Here is a 16,407-nt window from a genome sequence, read left to right on the forward strand (position 1 = left end):
GATGGGCTTCGCGCGGACGTGCTCGGTGGCGCTGGTGGGCGTCGAAGGGGTCGTGGTCGAGGTCCAGGCCGACCTGGAACCAGGGGTCGCGGCCTTCACCCTGGTGGGGCTGCCGGACAAGAGCCTGAGCGAGAGCCGGGACCGGGTGCGGGCGGCGGTGGTGAACTCGGGCGGCGAATGGCCGCAGAAGAAGCTCACCGTCGGCCTCAGCCCGGCGTCGGTGCCGAAGGCGGGCAGCGGTTTCGATCTCGCCATCGCCAGCGCGGTGCTCGGCGCGGCCGAGCGGATCGACCCGCGGGTGCTCGCCGACATCGTCATGATCGGCGAGCTGGGGCTCGACGGGCGGGTGCGCCCGGTGCGTGGCATCCTCCCTGCGGTGCTGGCCGCGGCGGACGCGGGGTACGAACAGGTCGTCGTCCCGGAGTGCGCAGCCGCCGAGGCCTCCCTCGTGCCGGGCGTCTCGGTGCTCGGCGTGCGCAGCCTGCGGCAGCTGATCGCCGTGCTCGCCGACGAGCCGGTGCCCGAGGAGGAGCCGGACGAGGCGGGCCGCCCCGACCCGCTCATGGCCGGGCTGCGCATGCCCGGCACGGGCGCCGCCACCGGCATGCACAGCGTCGACGCCGCCCAGCACGACCAGGGGCACGACCTCGCGGACGTCGTCGGCCAGCGCTCGGCGCGGACGGCGGTGGAGGTGTCCGCGGCCGGCGGACACCACCTGTTCCTCGAAGGACCGCCGGGCGCGGGCAAGACCATGCTGGCCGAGCGGCTGCCTGCGGTTCTGCCGAAGCTGAGCCGGGAGGAGTCCCTGGAGGTGACGGCGGTGCACTCGGTGGCCGGGCTCCTGCCACCGGGCAAGCCCCTGATCGACCTGCCCCCGTACTGCGCCCCGCACCACTCGGCGACCATGCAGGCGCTCGTCGGCGGCGGCCCCCACATCGCCCGGCCCGGAGCGGTGTCGATGGCCCACCGAGGGGTGCTCTTCCTTGACGAGACGCCCGAGTTCAGCAGCCACGCCCTCGACGCCCTGCGGCAGCCCCTGGAGGCGGGACACGTCGTGATCGCGCGCAGCGCCGGCGTGGTGCGGTTCCCCGCGCGCTTCCTGATGGTGCTCGCGGCGAACCCCTGCCCGTGCGGACGCTTCTCGCTGCGGGACAGCCTGTGCGAGTGCTCGCCCTCGGCGGTCCGGCGCTACCAGGCGCGGCTCTCCGGCCCGCTGCTCGACCGGGTGGACCTGCGGGTCGAGGTGGACCCGGTCAGCAGGGCGGAACTCGCCCACCGCGGTCCCGGCGGGGAGTCCACGGCGACGGTCGCCGACCGTGTCCGGGCCGCGCGGGACCGCGCCTCGGCCCGGCTGGCCGGCACCCCCTGGCGGACCAACAGCGAGGTCCCCGGCCGCGAGCTGCGCAGCCGCTGGCAGCCCTTGGGCGGGGCGATGGAGGAGGCCGAACGGAACCTGGAGCGCGGGGTGCTCACCGCCCGCGGACTGGACCGGGTCCTGCGCGTGGCCTGGACCGTCGCCGACCTCGTCGGACACGACCGGCCCGACGCGACGGACGTCGCCCTGGCCCTCCAACTACGCACCGGCGTGCCACGCGGCGCGCCCATGGCACTCGGGGCGATGGCGTGAACAGGCCGGACGGCGTGAGCAGGCCGGACGGCGTGAGCAGGCTCGATGGTGTGGCCAGGCCTGATGGTGTGGCCAGGCCCGATGGCGTGGCCAAGTCGGACGGCGTGGCCAAGCCGGACGGCGTGAGTAGGCCCGACGGCGTGAGCAGGCCGGACGGCGTGAGTAGGCCCGATGGTGTGGCCAGGCCCGGCGGCGTGAGCAGGAGCGGTGGTGTGGCCAGGCCCGGTGGGGCGAGCCGGCTCGACGAGACGGACGGTGAGCGGCTTGCGCGGGTTTTCCTCGCGCGGGTCATCGAACCGGGCGACGAGATTGGCGGGCGCTGGGTGCGCGAGTACGGAGCGCCTGAGGCGGTTCGGCGGCTGCGCGGCAACGGGGAGGCGCTGCCCGGGGTGAGCCCCAGGCGCTGGGCGGGGCTGCGGGCGCGGGCGGCCGAGGCGGAGCCCTTGCGGGACCTCGCCGTGGCGCGGGAGGCGGGGGTGCGGTTCGTCCGCCCGGGGGACGCGGAGTGGCCCGGCCCGCTGGACGACCTGGGGGACGCCCGGCCGCTCGGCCTGTGGGTGCGGGGCGGCCCCAGCCTGCGCATATGGGCGCTGCGGTCCGTCGCCGTCGTCGGCGCCCGCGCCTGCACCGAGTACGGCGCGCACATGGCGGCCACCCTCGCCGCGGGCCTCGCCGAGCGCGGCTGGGTGGTCGTCTCCGGCGGAGCCTACGGCGTCGACGGCGCGGCCCACCGGGGCGCCCTCGGCGCGGGCGGCGCCACGGTCGCCGTCCTGGCCTGCGGAGTCGACCGGCCCTATCCGCCCGGCCACACGGAGCTGCTCAACAGGATCGCCGAACAGGGCCTGCTGGTGGGCGAGTTGCCACCGGGAGACCATCCGACGCCGAGCCGGTTCATCCTGCGCAACCGGGTCATCGCCGCCCTCACTCGAGGCACCGTCGTGGTCGAGGCGGCGCACCGCAGCGGCTCCCTCGTCACCGCGCGGGCGGCGCGGCGGCTCGGCCGGCACACGATGGGGGTGCCGGGACCGGCCACCAGCGGACTGTCGGCGGGGGTGCACGGACTCCTGCGCGAGGAGGCGGTGCTCGTCACCGACGCCGCCGAGGTCGTCGAGCTGGTCGGGGACATGGGCGAGCTGGCCCCGGAGCGGCGGACGCCGGCGCTCCCCCGCGACCTGCTGGAACCGGACGCCCGCGCTGTTCTCGCCGCGCTTCCCGCCCGGCGGGCCGCGCCCGTGGGCGAGATCGCCCGCGAGGCGCGCACCACGCCGGACGACGCGATCGCCCGGCTGTACGAACTCAGGGCACTCGGGTACGTCGAACGACATGGCGACGACTGGAAGTTGACACGCCAGGCGGTGATGTCCTCCCGACGGGGTGGAGATCCGTGTTGACCGGGTGGGTTCGGCCGTCCGGGGGAACGTCGACGGCCGCGGGAACAACCGCAGTTGACGCGCCGCCGCCGTCGCCCGGGGCGACCGGCGTGCTCCTGGGCGGCGGCCGGCGGGCCCTGTCCGCGCACAGGTCCGACCACGCCCTTCGCGCACCGCGACACTCCAGTCACGCTACGCTCACGAGGATTCCGTCACAGAACGGCCACACGGCACCACACCGAGTCACTCCACCACGCTTGCAGTCAATCCGCAGCAGATCGACAGCTCATCTCAGCCAGGTACCCCAGGTACCCCCCGTACCCCCGACGTCACGTACTCCACGGCAGAACGGCACAAGGCGACGAATGCCCCAGCACACCTCCGGGTCCGACCGGGCGGCGATCCCCCCAGCCGCCCGCGACGGTGGCAGCGTGCGGCCGCCCGCTCCCTCGACCCTCGACGAGCTGTGGCGCTCGTACAAGACCACGGGGGACGAGCGGCTGCGGGAGCAGCTGATCCTGCACTACTCGCCCCTGGTGAAGTACGTGGCCGGGCGGGTGAGCGTGGGGCTGCCGCCCAATGTGGAGCAGGCCGACTTCGTGTCCTCGGGCGTGTTCGGGCTGATCGACGCGATCGAGAAGTTCGACCTCGACCGCGAGATCAAGTTCGAGACGTACGCGATCACCCGGATCCGGGGCGCGATGATCGACGAGCTGCGGGCGCTGGACTGGATCCCGCGCTCGGTGCGGCAGAAGGCGCGCAACGTGGAGCGGGCGTACGCGACGCTGGAGGCGCGGCTGCGGCGGACGCCGTCGGAGGGGGAGGTCGCCGCCGAACTGGGCATCCCGGTGGACGAACTGCACGCCGTGTTCAGTCAGTTGTCGCTGGCCAACGTGGTCGCGCTGGAGGAGCTGCTGCACGTCGGGGCCGAGGGCGGGGACGGGCTCAGCGTGATGGACACGCTGGAGGACACAGCCGCGGACGACCCCGTGGAGGTGGCCGAGGACCGGGAGCTGCGGAGGTTCCTGGCGCGGGCCATCAACACCCTGCCCGACCGGGAGAAGACGGTCGTGACGCTGTACTACTACGAGGGGCTGACCCTGGCCGAGATCGGGAACGTGCTGGGGGTCACCGAGAGCAGGGTCAGTCAGATTCACACCAAATCCGTGCTTCAGTTGCGCGCGAAACTGGCGAGCTTCGGTCGTTGACCTGGCGGAACGGTGAGGCGGACGGGACACCGGCCGGCGGTCGGCAGGGTCGAGTCCCTCCCGCCGGAGGGGCGGCGTCCGTAAAGTGGTCGATGTGCCAAGGATTCGAGCGGCCTCCGTGGCCGAGCACCGGACGATGCAGCGAGCCGCCCTGCTGGACGCGGCTCGGTCGTTGCTGTCCGAGGGCGGGACGGAGGCGCTGACCTTCCCCGCCCTCGCCGAGCGGACGGGACTCGCGCGGTCGTCCGTGTACGAGTACTTCCGGTCGCGGGCGGCCGTGGTCGAGGAACTGTGCGAGGTGGACTTCCCCGTCTGGGCGGCGGAGGTCGAGGCGGCGATGGCCGCGGCGGACGGGTCGGCGGCCAAGGTCGAGGCGTATGTGCGGCGGCAGTTGGCGCTGGTCGGGGACCGGCGGCACCGGGCCGTGGTGGCGATCTCGGCGAGCGAGCTGGACGCGGGGGCGCGGGAGAAGATCCGCGCCGCGCACGGGGGGCTCGTGGCGATGATCGTGGAGGCGTTGGCGGAGATGGGGCACCGGGAGCCCCGGTTGGCGGCGATGCTGGTGCAGGGGGTGGTGGACGCGGCCGTGCGGAGGATCGAGCTGGGCGTGGAGGAGTCCGGCGGGGTGACCGAGGCGGCCGTGGGGATGGTGTTGCGGGGGGTTCTGGGCTGAGGTTCGGCTGAGCCGGCGGCTACGACGGGAGGGGAACTCCCAGCACCGGGAGCAGGCGGGGCGGGTCCGTGCGGAGCAGCCGGGCGGGGAGCAGGGACAAGGGGTTCAGGTAGGTCCGGGAGCGGCGCAGGCCCCAGTGGACGCAGGTGGTGGGGCAGTGGGAGCCCGTCGGCTGGACCGTTCCCACCTGTGCGCCCGCGGCGACCTCATCGCCCTTGCGCACGGACGGCGTCACCGGTTCGTAGGTCGTTCTCAGGTCGGTGCCGGCGAGTTCCACGGAGACGACTCCTCTGCCCGCCACCTGCCCCGCGTAGGAGACCCGGCCGGCCGCCACCGACCGGACGGGTGCGCCGGGGGAGGCCGCCAGGTCCACGCCCCGGTGGCCGCGCGCGTACGCCGTCGCCGGGGGCTCCCAGCCGCGCAGCACCGGCGGGCGGACGCCCACCGGCCAGACGCGGCCGATCGCCGGGACCGGCGGGGAAGGGGATCCGGGCGGAGAAGGGGATCCCGGCGAGGAAGGGGATCCGGGCGGCGCTGGGTCCGCCCGGGCCACGGCCGTCGTCAGGGTGATCAGCAGGAGCAGCAGCAGGCCCCCGCACCGCTTCGCGTTCATGCGGAAAGCCTGGCGTGAAACCGCCGGCCGCGCCGGAACCTGTGGACCGGCGTCCGGTTGTGGACAGCGGCGTCACCCGGCGGCCCGCCGGTCCCGTACACTTCTTCTGGCGATCCGGGTCACCGGGTCGACTTCGCACGCCCCAACACCAGACCCTCACCGGTCGGTGTCAGCGCCCCTCGGTCCTTCGTGGCTCGGCGCGTCGCGGGCGTCAGGCGCGGGAGCCGTCCGGCACCCGCGGCACAACCGAGAAACTCAAGGAGAACGGCCATGGCCGTCGTCACGATGCGGGAGCTGCTGGAAAGCGGCGTCCACTTCGGTCACCAGACCCGTCGCTGGAACCCGAAGATGAAGCGCTTCATCTTCACCGAGCGCAACGGCATCTACATCATCGACCTGCTCCAGTCGCTGTCGTACATCGACCGCGCCTACGAGTTCGTCAAGGAGACCGTCGCCCACGGCGGCACGGTCATGTTCGTCGGCACGAAGAAGCAGGCGCAGGAGGCCATCGCCGAGCAGGCCACCCGCGTCGGCATGCCCTACGTCAACCAGCGCTGGCTGGGCGGCATGCTCACCAACTTCTCGACCGTCTACAAGCGCCTCCAGCGCCTCAAGGAGCTCGAGCAGATCGACTTCGAGGACGTCGCCGCGTCCGGTCTGACGAAGAAGGAGCTCCTGGTCCTCTCGCGTGAGAAGGCCAAGCTGGAGAAGACCCTCGGCGGTATCCGCGAGATGTCCAAGGTGCCCAGCGCCGTCTGGATCGTGGACACCAAGAAGGAGCACATCGCGGTCGGCGAGGCCCGCAAGCTCAACATCCCGGTCGTCGCCATCCTCGACACCAACTGCGACCCCGACGAGGTCGACTACAAGATCCCGGGCAACGACGACGCGATCCGCTCCGTCACCCTGCTCACCCGCGTGATCGCCGACGCCGTCGCCGAGGGCCTCATCGCCCGCTCCGGCGTCGCCACCGGCGACAAGGGCGACAAGGCCGCCGGCGAGCCGCTGGCCGCGTGGGAGCGCGACCTGCTCGAGGGCGAGAAGAAGGCCGACGAGGCCCCCGCCGCGGAGACCGCCGAGGCCCCGGCCGCCGAGGCCGCCGCCGAGGCCCCCGCGACGGAGACCGCCGAGGCGCCTGCGGCCGAGGCCGCTGCCGAGACGCCGGCCGCCGAGGGCGACCAGGCCTGACCGTCAGCGTCAGCGTTGACGGCGGGAGCGGTGACATGAAATCCGCTCCCGCCGTTCACCCGTAGGTCAGCGCGGAGTCGGACGTCTACAGCTTCCTGTAGGTCGCAGACCGTGCAGATCTCCGATCTTCCAGACTTCGAGAAAGATTCACAGACTCATGGCGAACTACACCGCCGCCGACGTCAAGCAGCTCCGCGAGCTCACCGGCGCCGGCATGATGGACTGCAAGAAGGCGCTGGACGAGGCCGAGGGCAACGTCGAGAAGGCCGTCGAGGCGCTCCGTATCAAGGGCCAGAAGGGCGTCGCCAAGCGCGAGGGCCGCTCCGCCGAGAACGGCGCCGTGGTCTCGATCATCGCCGACGACAACTCCTCCGGCGTCCTGGTCGAGCTGAAGTGCGAGACGGACTTCGTCGCCAAGGGCGAGAAGTTCCAGGCCGTCGCCAACGCGATCGCCGAGCACGTCGCCAAGACCTCCCCGGCCGACCTCGAGGCCCTGCTCGGCTCCGAGATCGAGGCCGGCAAGACCGTCCAGGCGTTCGTGGACGAGGCCAACGCCAACCTCGGCGAGAAGATCGTCCTGGACCGCTTCGCGCAGTTCGCCGACGGCTTCGTCATCGCGTACATGCACCGCACGATGCCCGACCTGCCCCCGCAGATCGGTGTCCTCGTCGAGCTGGACAAGCCGAACGCCGACGTCGCCAAGGGCATCGCCCAGCACATCGCCGCCTTCGCGCCGAAGTACCTCTCCAAGGAGGATGTGCCGGCCGACGTCATCGAGTCCGAGCGCCGCATCGCCGAGGAGACCACCCGCGCCGAGGGCAAGCCCGAGGCCGCGATCGCCAAGATCGTCGAGGGTCGCCTCAACGGCTTCTTCAAGGACGCCACCGTCCTCGGTCAGCCGTACGCGCTCGACAACAAGAAGTCCGTCCAGAAGGTCCTGGACGAGGCCGGTGTCACCCTGAAGCGCTTCTCGCGCATCAAGGTCGGCATCTGAGTCCGTACCGCGATCGACGCGCGACCCCTATAGGGTCGACGTGAGTCGTCCGCGTACGCCGTCACGCGCGCGTGACGGACGACAGCAGATCTGACGAGGAGGCCATTGCCGCGCATGGGATGCGAACGACACCCCACCGGCAATGGCCTTCTTCGTATGTGCACCACGTGAAAGAGGCGGGATCTCCCATGACCACCAAGCCCCAGAAGAGCGACGACGGCAAGGTACGCGGCCGGTTCCTGCTGAAGCTGTCCGGAGAGGCGTTCTCCGGTGGCGGCGGCCTGGGCGTGGACCCCGATGTGGTGCACAAGATCGCCCGCGAGATCGCGGCCGTGGTGCGCGACGGCGCGGAGATCGCCGTCGTCATCGGCGGCGGCAACTTCTTCCGCGGCGCCGAGCTCCAGGTCCGCGGCATGGACCGGGCCCGTTCGGACTACATGGGCATGCTCGGCACCGTGATGAACTGCCTCGCCCTCCAGGACTTCCTGGAGAAGGAGGGCATCGACAGCCGGGTCCAGACCGCCATCACCATGGGCCAGGTCGCCGAGCCGTACATCCCGCTGCGCGCCGTGCGGCACCTGGAGAAGGGCCGCGTGGTCATCTTCGGCGCCGGCATGGGCATGCCGTACTTCTCCACCGACACCACCGCAGCCCAGCGCGCCCTGGAGATCGACGCCGAGGCGCTCCTGATGGGCAAGAACGGCGTGGACGGCGTCTACGACTCCGACCCGAAGATCAACCCGGAGGCGGTCCGGTTCGACTCCCTCGGCTACGGCGAGGTCATCACGCGCGAGCTGAAGGTCGCCGACGCCACCGCGGTCACGCTGTGCCGCGACAACAAGCTCCCGATCCTCGTCTTCGAGCTTCTGGCCGAGGGCAATATCGCGCGGGCCGTCAAGGGTGAGAAGATCGGCACGCTTGTGGGTGACCAAGGCGGCCGGGCCTGACCGGTTCGGACCGCGGTTCGTACGACAACACCTGACCGGGGGACGGACCCTGGTCAGGGGATGGACAATGTCCTGCCGGTCGGGAACCGTGCAGGAAGAAGACGCGACGCAGCCGGCCGCCGCCCCCGCAAGGAACCGCAGCCGGGCCTACTCAAGACACGCAGGAGCAAGTGGTGATCGAAGAGACCCTCCTCGAGGCCGAGGAGAAGATGGAGAAGGCCGTCGTGGTCGCCAAGGAGGACTTCGCCGCGATCCGCACCGGCCGTGCGCACCCGGCGATGTTCAACAAGATCGTGGCCGACTACTACGGCGCGCCGACGCCGATCAACCAGCTGGCTTCGTTCTCCGTGCCGGAGCCGCGCATGGCGGTCGTGACCCCGTTCGACAAGAGCGCGCTGCGCAACATCGAGCAGGCGATCCGCGACTCCGACCTGGGCGTCAACCCGAGCAACGACGGCAACATCATCCGTGTGGTGTTCCCCGAGCTCACCGAGGAGCGCCGCCGCGAGTACATCAAGGTCGCCAAGGGCAAGGGCGAGGACGCCAAGGTGTCCATCCGCTCCGTCCGCCGCAAGGCCAAGGACGCGATCGACAAGCTCGTCAAGGACGGCGAGGTCGGCGAGGACGAGGGCCGCCGTGCGGAGAAGGAGCTCGACGACACCACCGCGAAGTACGTCGCCCAGGTGGACGAGCTCCTCAAGCACAAGGAAGCGGAGCTGCTCGAGGTCTGATGAACGACTCTTCCTGGGGCGCTCCGCCGCACGCCGGTTCACAGGCGGGGTACTGGGGGCCCAACGACCAGGGACCTGTCCGGGGGGCCGCCCCGGCGGGTCCCGCGTACGATGCGCCTGAGGCGCAGCAGACTCGCCCCATGCCCATCGTCCCCGACGTACCCGCTCACGGCGGACACCAGGATGACGACCGGGGGGCCGCTCGGCCGGGCGGCCCTTCGTTCCGGGACGACACGCCGTTCAGCGACGCGTCGTTCCGCAACGAGTCCCTCCGCGACGGGAGCCGCCGCGGCGGCGACGCCCCGTACCGCGACGAGACCTCGTCGGCGCAGCCCCCTGCGGCGGCGCCGCAGAATCCGGAGCCCATGCCCGACGCCCCACAGCCTGCGCCCGCACCGCAGAAGAAGAGCGCGGGCCGTGACCTGGGCGCGGCCATAGGAGTCGGCGTCGGCCTCGGCGCGGTGATCGTCGCGTCGCTGTTCGTCGTCAAGGCCGTGTTCGTCGGCGTCATAGCGATCGCCGTCGTGGTCGGGCTGTGGGAGCTGACCAGCAGGCTCCAGGAACGCAAGGGGATCAAGGCGCCGCTCGTGCCGCTCGCCATCGGCGGCGCGGCGATGGTCTTCGCCGGGTACTTCCGGGGCACCGAGGGCGCGTGGGTCGCCATGGCCCTGACCGCGCTCGCGGTCCTCGTCTGGCGGATGACGGAACCGCCGGAGGGCTACCTCAAGGACGTCACGGCCGGTCTCTTCGCGGCCTTCTACGTCCCGTTCCTGGCCACCTTCGTCTCCCTGATGCTGACGGCCGAGGACGGCGCGCAGCGCGTGCTCATGTTCCTGCTGCTGACGGTGGTCAGCGACACCGGCGCGTACGCCGTCGGCTGGCGCTTCGGCAAGCACAAGCTCGCCCCGCGCATCAGCCCCGGGAAGACCCGCGAGGGCCTGCTCGGGGCGGTGGCGTTCGCGATGGTCGCGGGCGCGCTGTGCATGCAGTTCATGATCGACGGCGGCACCTGGTGGCAGGGGCTGCTGCTGGGCCTCGCGGTAGCGGTCAGCGCCACGCTCGGCGACCTCGGCGAGTCCATGATCAAGCGGGACCTCGGCATCAAGGACATGGGCACGCTCCTGCCCGGCCACGGCGGCATCATGGACCGGCTTGACTCCCTCCTGCCGACGGCCCCGGTGGTCTGGCTGCTGCTGGTCCTCTTCGTGGGCTCCGGCTGATCCGCCCCTCGCGACACGTGCAGCGCACGGGCCCCCGTCCTGTCCTGGGCGGGGGCCCGCCGCGTTCGTTGTGACATCGTGTGGGCATGGACACAGAGGTTCGTCCCGCCGCGGTCTTCGAGGACGTGCGCGCCGTGCTCGGGCCGAAGTCGGCGGGGGCCGGCGTGTGCTGGTGCCTGAGCTACCGGATCCCGTCCAGGCTCAACAACGAACTGCGCGGAGAAGCCCGCGGCGAGTACGTCGAAGGGCTGTGCCGTGCGGAGCGCCCGCCCGGGGTGCTGGCCTACGACGGTGACGTGCCGGTCGGCTGGGCCGCCGTCGCGCCGCGCGCCGAGACATCCTTCGCGCGCAACCGCAAGATCCCGCACGTCGACGACCTGCCGGTGTGGTCGCTGTGGTGCGTCCGGGTCCGCCCCGGTCACCGCAAGCGGGGCGTCTCCCACGCGCTCATCGAGGGCGCGGTGGAGTTCGCCCGCGCCCAGGGCGCCCCGGCGATCGAGGCGTACCCCCTCGACAACGGCGACGCCCGGGTCGACCTCACGATGGCCTACGCCGGCCTGCGGAAGAACTTCGAACGCGCCGGCTTCGTCCACGCCGCGGACACCACCTCCGTGCTGGCCGGCCACCCGAGGATCCTGATGCGCCTCGCCCTGAGCTGACCGCCGCCGGCGGCGGGGCGGAACCTCACCCGATTGGATCTGCCACACTGGTACAGCCATGCCTAAGCCCGGAGAACTCACATTCGTCGCCCCCCGCGGAGCCAAGAAGCCGCCGCGGCACCTCGCCGACCTCTCGCCCGCCGAGCGGAAGGAGGCGGTGGCGGAGATCGGTGAGAAGCCGTTCCGGGCGAAGCAGCTGTCGCAGCACTACTTCGCGCGGTACGCGCACGATCCGGCCGAGTGGACCGACATCCCGGCCGGCGCGCGCGAGAAGCTGCGCGAGGCGCTGCTGCCGGAGCTGATGACCGTCGTACGGCATCTGTCGACGGACCAGGGCACGACCCGCAAGACGCTGTGGCGGCTGTTCGACGGGACGCTCGTGGAGTCGGTGCTGATGCGGTACCCGGACCGGGTGACCATGTGCATCAGCTCGCAGGCGGGATGCGGCATGAACTGCCCGTTCTGCGCGACCGGGCAGGCCGGCCTGGACCGGAACCTGTCCACCGCCGAGATCGTGCACCAGATCGTGGACGGCATGCGCGCGCTGCGCGACGGCGAGGTCCCCGGCGGTCCGGCCCGGCTGTCCAACATCGTGTTCATGGGCATGGGCGAGCCCCTCGCCAACTACAAGCGGGTCGTCGGCTCCATCCGCGCGCTCACCGACCCCGCGCCCGACGGGCTCGGGCTCTCGCAGCGCGGGATCACCGTCTCGACGGTCGGGCTGGTGCCGGCCATCCACCGGTTCTCCGACGAGGGCTTCAAGTGCCGGCTCGCGATCTCGCTGCACGCCCCCGACGACGAGCTTCGCGACACCCTCGTCCCCGTGAACACGCGGTGGAAGGTACGCGAGGTGCTCGACGCCGGGTTCGAGTACGCGGAGAAGTCCGGGCGGCGCCTGTCCATCGAGTACGCGCTGATCCGTGACATCAACGACCAGGCCTGGCGCGGCGACCGGCTCGGCCGGCTGCTCAAGGGCCGTCCCGTGCACGTCAACCTCATCCCGCTGAACCCGACGCCCGGCTCCAAGTGGACCGCCTCCCGGCCCGAGGACGAGAAGGCGTTCGTCGAGGCCATCGCGGCGCACGGCGTGCCCGTCACCATCCGGGACACCCGGGGCCAGGAGATCGACGGGGCCTGTGGCCAGCTCGCGGCGACCGAGCGGTAGTCTGTTCCGAGACAACTTCATACCTTCGTATTCCGACAGGGGAGCGCCACAGCGCTGAGAGTGCGGCAACCGGCCGCAGACCCTCTGAACCTCGCCCAGGTCATTCTGGGTAGGAAGTTCGGTCATCACTCGAGCTGTTGCGCCCTGCCCGGGCTCCCCTCGCGGGTCCCGGGCAGGGCCGCGTCTCTTCCTGGTCACCCCCAGGAGGAATCCAGTGCACACCAGGACGTTCGCCGCCGCGGCCGTCAGCCTCGGCCTCGTCACGCTGTCCGCGTGCGGTTCGTCGTCGTCCGGCGACTCGGGCTCCGGCTCGGACGGCGGCTCCAAGACCGTCACCCTCGTCAGCCACAGCTCGTGGGCCGTCTCCAAGAACGTGCTTCCCGAATTCGAGAAGCAGACCGGGTACAAGGTCCGGGTCCTCGAGGACGGCGACGCCGGGCAGGCCGTCAACAAGGCGATCCTCACCAAGGACAACCCGCAGGGCGACGTCTTCTTCGGCGTCGACAACACGCTCCTGTCCCGCGCCCTCGACAACGACCTGTTCCAGCCGTACGCGGCCAAGGGCCTCGACCAGGTCGGCGCGGAGTACCGGCTCGACGGGGACAAGCACCGGGTCACCCCGGTCGACCACGGCGACATCTGCGTCAACTACGACAAGAAGTACTTCGCCGACCGGAGGCTGGCCCCGCCCGCCACCTTCGACGACCTGGTCAAGCCCGCCTACAAGGACCTCCTGGTCACCGAGAACGCCTCCACCTCCTCGCCCGGCCTCGGCTTCCTGCTCGGCACCGCCGCGAAGTACGGGGACGCCGGCTGGGAGGCGTACTGGAAGAAGCTCAAGGCCAACGGCGTCAAGGTCGTCGACGGCTGGGACCAGGCCTACAACGAGGAGTTCTCCGGTTCGGCCGGCGGCAAGAAGGCCGGCGCCGACCGGCCGCTCGTCGTCTCCTACGCCTCCTCCCCGCCCGCCGAGGTGATCTTCGGCGACCCGAAGCCCGCCACCGCCCCGACCGGCGTCGCGACCGGCACCTGCTTCCGGCAGGTCGAGTTCGCGGGGCTGCTGAGCAACGCGAAGAACAGCGCGGGCGGCAAGGCCCTGATCGACTTCCTGGTCTCGAAGCAGTTCCAGGAGGACATGCCGCTCAACATGTTCGTCTACCCGGTGGTCAAGGGCGCGGCCGTGCCCGCCGAGTTCACGAAGTACGGGCCCGCCGCCCAGGATCCCGAGACCATGGACCCGGCGAAGATCGCCGCGGACCGCGACCAGTGGGTCAAGACGTGGACCTCGCTCGTCCTGAAGTAGCCACCCGCCGGCGACGCACCGGGAACGCGGCGCGGCTCGGGCTGATGGCCCTGCCCGTCGCGTTCTTCGGCGTCTTCTTCGCCTACCCCGTCGCCGCGATCGTCTCGCGCGGACTGAACGGCGACGGGGACGGCGAGGGCCACGGCGGATGGCGGTTCGGCCGGCTCCTCGACGTGCTCGGCCAGTCCGACATCCGGCACGTCCTGTGGTTCACCACCTGGCAGGCGCTCGCCTCCACCGCGCTCACCCTGCTGCTCGCGCTGCCCGCCGCCTATGTCTTCGCCCGCTTCGCCTTCCCCGGCAAGGAGGTGCTGCGGGCCGTCGTCACCGTGCCGTTCGTGCTGCCGACGGTCGTCGTCGGCACGGCGTTCCTGGCACTGGTCGGGCGCGGCGGACTGCTCGACGAGCTGTGGGGCGTACGGCTGGACACCACCGTGTGGGCGATCCTGCTCGCGCACGTCTTCTTCAACTACGCGGTCGTCGTACGGACCGTGGGCGGGCTGTGGGCGCAGCTCGACCCCCGGCAGGAGGAGGCGGCGCGGATGCTGGGGGCCTCGCCCTTCGGGGCGTGGCGGCGGGTGACCCTCCCGGCGCTCGCGCCGGCCGTGGCCGCCGCCGCGCTGATGGTCTTCCTGTTCACCTTCACCTCCTTCGGCGTGGTCCAGATCCTCGGCGGGCCCACCTTCTCCACGCTGGAGGTGGAGATCTACCGGCAGACCTCGGAGATCTTCGACCTGTCCACGGCCGCCGTCCTGACCCTCGTGCAGTTCGTCGCGGTGGGCGCGATCCTCGCCGTGCACGCCTGGACGGTCCGGCGCAGGGAGAGCGCGCTGCGGCTGGTGGACGCGTCCATGACGGCGCGACGGCCGCGCGGCGCGGGACAGTGGGCGCTGCTGGCGGGCGTCCTCGTCACGATCGTCGCGCTGCTCCTGCTGCCGCTCGCGGTGCTCGTGCAACGCTCCTTCGACGCGCCGGACTTCGCCTACTACCGGGCACTGACCTCGGACGACGGCAACGTCTTCCTGGTCCCGCCGATCGAGGCGGTCGGCAACTCCCTCGAGTACGCCCTCGCCGCCACCGCGATCGCCGTGCTGATCGGCGGACTGGCCGCCGCCGCGCTGACCCGGAGCGGCGCGGGCCGCCTCGTGCGGGGCTTCGACGCGCTGCTGATGCTGCCGCTGGGCGTCTCCGCGGTGACCGTCGGCTTCGGTTTCCTGATCACGCTCGACGAGCCTCCGCTCGACCTGCGCGAGGCCTGGATCCTGGTGCCGCTCGCGCAGGCGCTGGTGGGCGTGCCCTTCGTCGTGCGGACCATGCTGCCGGTGCTGCGGGCGGTGGACGTACGGCTGCGGGAGGCGGCGGCCGTGCTCGGGGCGTCGCCGTGGCGGGTGTGGCGGGAGGTCGACCTGCCGATGGTGCGGCGGGCGCTGCTGGTCGCGGCCGGGTTCGCCTTCGCCGTGTCGCTCGGGGAGTTCGGGGCGACGGTGTTCATCGCCCGGCCCGACAACCCGACGCTGCCGGTCGCCGTGGCCCGGCTCCTGGGGCGCGCGGGTGAGCTCAACTACGGCCAGGCGATGGCCCTTTCGACGATTCTGATGCTGGTGTGCGCGGTGGCCCTGCTGGTGCTGGAGCGGCTGCGCACCGACCGGACCGGGGAGTTCTGATGCTGCTGCGGCTTGCGGGCGCGACCGTGCGGTTCGGGGAGCGGGCCGTGCTCGACGGCGTCGACCTCGACGTCGCCGAGCACGAGGTGGTGTGCGTGCTCGGGCCCAGCGGCAGCGGCAAGTCCACGCTGCTGCGGGCGGTGGCCGGGCTCCAGCCCCTCGACGCCGGGCGGGTGCTGCTCGACGGGCGGGACCAGTCAGGAGTGCCCGCGCACAAGCGGGAGTTGGGCCTGATGTTCCAGGACCACCAGCTCTTCCCGCAGCGGGACGTGGGCGGCAACGTGGCCTTCGGGCTGCGCATGCACGGCACCGGCAAGCAGCAACAGACGCAGCGGGTGCGGGAGTTGCTGGACCTCGTCGGCCTCCCGGGCGCCGCCCGCCGGGCCGTCGCCGCGCTCTCCGGCGGCGAGCAGCAGCGGGTGGCGCTGGCCCGCGCGCTCGCGCCCCGCCCCCGGCTGCTGATGCTCGACGAGCCGCTCGGTCAGCTCGACCGGTCGCTGCGGGAGCGGCTGGTCGTCGAACTGCGGGAGCTGTTCGGCCGGTTGGGCACCACCGTGCTCGCGGTCACCCACGACCAGGGCGAGGCGTTCGCGCTGGCCGACCGGGTCGTGGTGATGCGGGACGGGCGGATCGCCCAGTCCGGCACGCCCCTTGAGGTGTGGCAGCGGCCGGCGGACGCCTTCGTGGCCCGCTTCCTCGGCTTCGACAACGTCGTCGAGGCGAGCGTCGCCGGGGAGGCCGCGGACACCCCGTGGGGCAAGACGCCGGTCCCGCCTGGCTCCCCGCAGGGCGCGCGCACGCTGCTCGTCCGTCCCGCCGGGGTGCGCCTGGCCGACGCGGAGGAGGGGCTGCGCTGCACGGTCGCCGCCCGCACCTTCAAGGGAACCCATGTCGCCCTCCACCTCCAGCCGGACGACGCGCCCCGCCTGGAAGCGGCCTGCGCGCTGCGGCTCGCGCCGGAGGTCGGGGACACGGTCGGCGTGACGTTCGACGCGACGGAGATCGTCGTCCTCGACTGAGGACGGCCCTCGCCCGCCGCGTACGC

Annotated in this window: 15 protein-coding genes and 1 riboswitch; of the genes, 14 read left to right on the plus strand and 1 reads right to left on the minus strand. The window is 72.0% G+C overall.

Annotated elements, in window-relative coordinates; translation table 11 throughout:
* Position 1 precedes the first annotated feature (1 nt).
* The 4 genes from ACFYX4_RS24890 (at position 2) to ACFYX4_RS24905 (ending at position 4,878) form a co-directional block, all read left to right on the plus strand.
* Positions 2-1,627 carry a YifB family Mg chelatase-like AAA ATPase gene (locus tag ACFYX4_RS24890; protein WP_389337344.1) on the plus strand — a complete coding sequence of 542 codons (1,626 nt, stop codon included), beginning with the start codon at positions 2-4 and terminating at the stop codon, positions 1,625-1,627.
* Positions 1,628-1,839: 212 nt separating this feature from the next.
* Entirely contained in the window at positions 1,840-3,018 is a 1,179-nt protein-coding gene (gene dprA, locus ACFYX4_RS24895) for a DNA-processing protein DprA (protein ID WP_389337347.1), read from the plus strand.
* A 344-nt stretch (positions 3,019-3,362) separates the two neighbouring features.
* Positions 3,363-4,205 (plus strand): RNA polymerase sigma factor WhiG, encoded by an 843-nt coding sequence (gene whiG / locus ACFYX4_RS24900; RefSeq protein ID WP_389337350.1) that lies wholly within the window; start codon positions 3,363-3,365, stop codon positions 4,203-4,205.
* Between the two features lie 118 nt (positions 4,206-4,323).
* Positions 4,324-4,878, plus strand: coding sequence for a TetR/AcrR family transcriptional regulator (locus ACFYX4_RS24905; RefSeq protein ID WP_389337611.1), 555 nt, complete (start codon positions 4,324-4,326; stop codon positions 4,876-4,878).
* 19 nt (positions 4,879-4,897) lie between these two features.
* Here the strand turns inward: ACFYX4_RS24905 and ACFYX4_RS24910 are convergent, their stop codons facing one another.
* Positions 4,898-5,491: a murein hydrolase activator EnvC family protein gene (locus tag ACFYX4_RS24910; protein ID WP_389337353.1), complete on the minus strand. Its 594-nt coding sequence runs from the start codon at positions 5,489-5,491 to the stop codon at positions 4,898-4,900.
* 270 nt (positions 5,492-5,761) lie between these two features.
* Between ACFYX4_RS24910 and rpsB the strand changes: the two genes are divergently transcribed.
* From rpsB to ACFYX4_RS24960, 10 genes are all read left to right on the plus strand, one after another.
* Complete coding sequence (rpsB, locus tag ACFYX4_RS24915; protein WP_389337356.1) at positions 5,762-6,679, plus strand: 30S ribosomal protein S2; 918 nt, start codon at positions 5,762-5,764, stop codon at positions 6,677-6,679.
* Positions 6,680-6,836: 157 nt separating this feature from the next.
* Positions 6,837-7,673 (plus strand): translation elongation factor Ts, encoded by an 837-nt coding sequence (gene tsf, locus ACFYX4_RS24920; RefSeq protein ID WP_389337359.1) that lies wholly within the window; start codon positions 6,837-6,839, stop codon positions 7,671-7,673.
* A gap of 188 nt (positions 7,674-7,861) precedes the next feature.
* Positions 7,862-8,620: a UMP kinase gene (pyrH, locus tag ACFYX4_RS24925; protein WP_389337362.1), complete on the plus strand. Its 759-nt coding sequence runs from the start codon at positions 7,862-7,864 to the stop codon at positions 8,618-8,620.
* Between the two features lie 173 nt (positions 8,621-8,793).
* Entirely contained in the window at positions 8,794-9,351 is a 558-nt protein-coding gene (gene frr / locus ACFYX4_RS24930) for a ribosome recycling factor (protein ID WP_044388432.1), read from the plus strand.
* Complete coding sequence (locus tag ACFYX4_RS24935) at positions 9,351-10,571, plus strand: phosphatidate cytidylyltransferase (RefSeq protein WP_389337366.1); 1,221 nt, start codon at positions 9,351-9,353, stop codon at positions 10,569-10,571. Before frr ends, ACFYX4_RS24935 begins: the two co-directional genes overlap by 1 nt.
* Before the next feature lie 86 nt (positions 10,572-10,657).
* Complete coding sequence (locus ACFYX4_RS24940; protein ID WP_389337370.1) at positions 10,658-11,230, plus strand: GNAT family N-acetyltransferase; 573 nt, start codon at positions 10,658-10,660, stop codon at positions 11,228-11,230.
* 58 nt (positions 11,231-11,288) lie between these two features.
* A complete protein-coding gene (gene rlmN, locus ACFYX4_RS24945) occupies positions 11,289-12,395 on the plus strand; it encodes a 23S rRNA (adenine(2503)-C(2))-methyltransferase RlmN (protein ID WP_389337373.1) in 1,107 nt (368 codons plus the stop codon).
* 27 nt (positions 12,396-12,422) lie between these two features.
* Positions 12,423-12,529, plus strand: a riboswitch (TPP riboswitch).
* 80 nt (positions 12,530-12,609) lie between these two features.
* Positions 12,610-13,698: a thiamine ABC transporter substrate binding subunit gene (locus tag ACFYX4_RS24950; protein WP_389337376.1), complete on the plus strand. Its 1,089-nt coding sequence runs from the start codon at positions 12,610-12,612 to the stop codon at positions 13,696-13,698.
* 44 nt (positions 13,699-13,742) lie between these two features.
* Entirely contained in the window at positions 13,743-15,362 is a 1,620-nt protein-coding gene (locus ACFYX4_RS24955; protein WP_389337379.1) for an ABC transporter permease, read from the plus strand.
* A complete protein-coding gene (locus ACFYX4_RS24960) occupies positions 15,362-16,381 on the plus strand; it encodes an ABC transporter ATP-binding protein (protein ID WP_389337382.1) in 1,020 nt (339 codons plus the stop codon). Before ACFYX4_RS24955 ends, ACFYX4_RS24960 begins: the two co-directional genes overlap by 1 nt.
* Positions 16,382-16,407: the final 26 nt, after the last annotated feature.

Origin of the sequence: Streptomyces sp. NPDC002328, assembly GCF_042890065.1 — a bacterium.
Taxonomy (GTDB): Bacteria; Actinomycetota; Actinomycetes; order Streptomycetales; family Streptomycetaceae; genus Streptomyces.

Bases quoted from the DNA above. Each gene is read 5' to 3' on its own strand.
- ACFYX4_RS24890 (WP_389337344.1), top strand. From the start codon at position 2: ATGGGCTTCGCGCGGACGTGCTCGGTGGCGCTGGTGGGCGTCGAAGGG.
- whiG (WP_389337350.1), top strand. From the start codon at position 3,363: ATGCCCCAGCACACCTCCGGGTCCGACCGGGCGGCGATCCCCCCAGCC.
- ACFYX4_RS24910 (WP_389337353.1), bottom strand. From the start codon at position 5,491: ATGAACGCGAAGCGGTGCGGGGGCCTGCTGCTGCTCCTGCTGATCACC.
- rpsB (WP_389337356.1), top strand. From the start codon at position 5,762: ATGGCCGTCGTCACGATGCGGGAGCTGCTGGAAAGCGGCGTCCACTTC.
- tsf (WP_389337359.1), top strand. From the start codon at position 6,837: ATGGCGAACTACACCGCCGCCGACGTCAAGCAGCTCCGCGAGCTCACC.
- pyrH (WP_389337362.1), top strand. From the start codon at position 7,862: ATGACCACCAAGCCCCAGAAGAGCGACGACGGCAAGGTACGCGGCCGG.
- ACFYX4_RS24935 (WP_389337366.1), top strand. From the start codon at position 9,351: ATGAACGACTCTTCCTGGGGCGCTCCGCCGCACGCCGGTTCACAGGCG.
- ACFYX4_RS24940 (WP_389337370.1), top strand. From the start codon at position 10,658: ATGGACACAGAGGTTCGTCCCGCCGCGGTCTTCGAGGACGTGCGCGCC.
- rlmN (WP_389337373.1), top strand. From the start codon at position 11,289: ATGCCTAAGCCCGGAGAACTCACATTCGTCGCCCCCCGCGGAGCCAAG.
- ACFYX4_RS24955 (WP_389337379.1), top strand. From the start codon at position 13,743: ATGGCCCTGCCCGTCGCGTTCTTCGGCGTCTTCTTCGCCTACCCCGTC.
- ACFYX4_RS24960 (WP_389337382.1), top strand. From the start codon at position 15,362: ATGCTGCTGCGGCTTGCGGGCGCGACCGTGCGGTTCGGGGAGCGGGCC.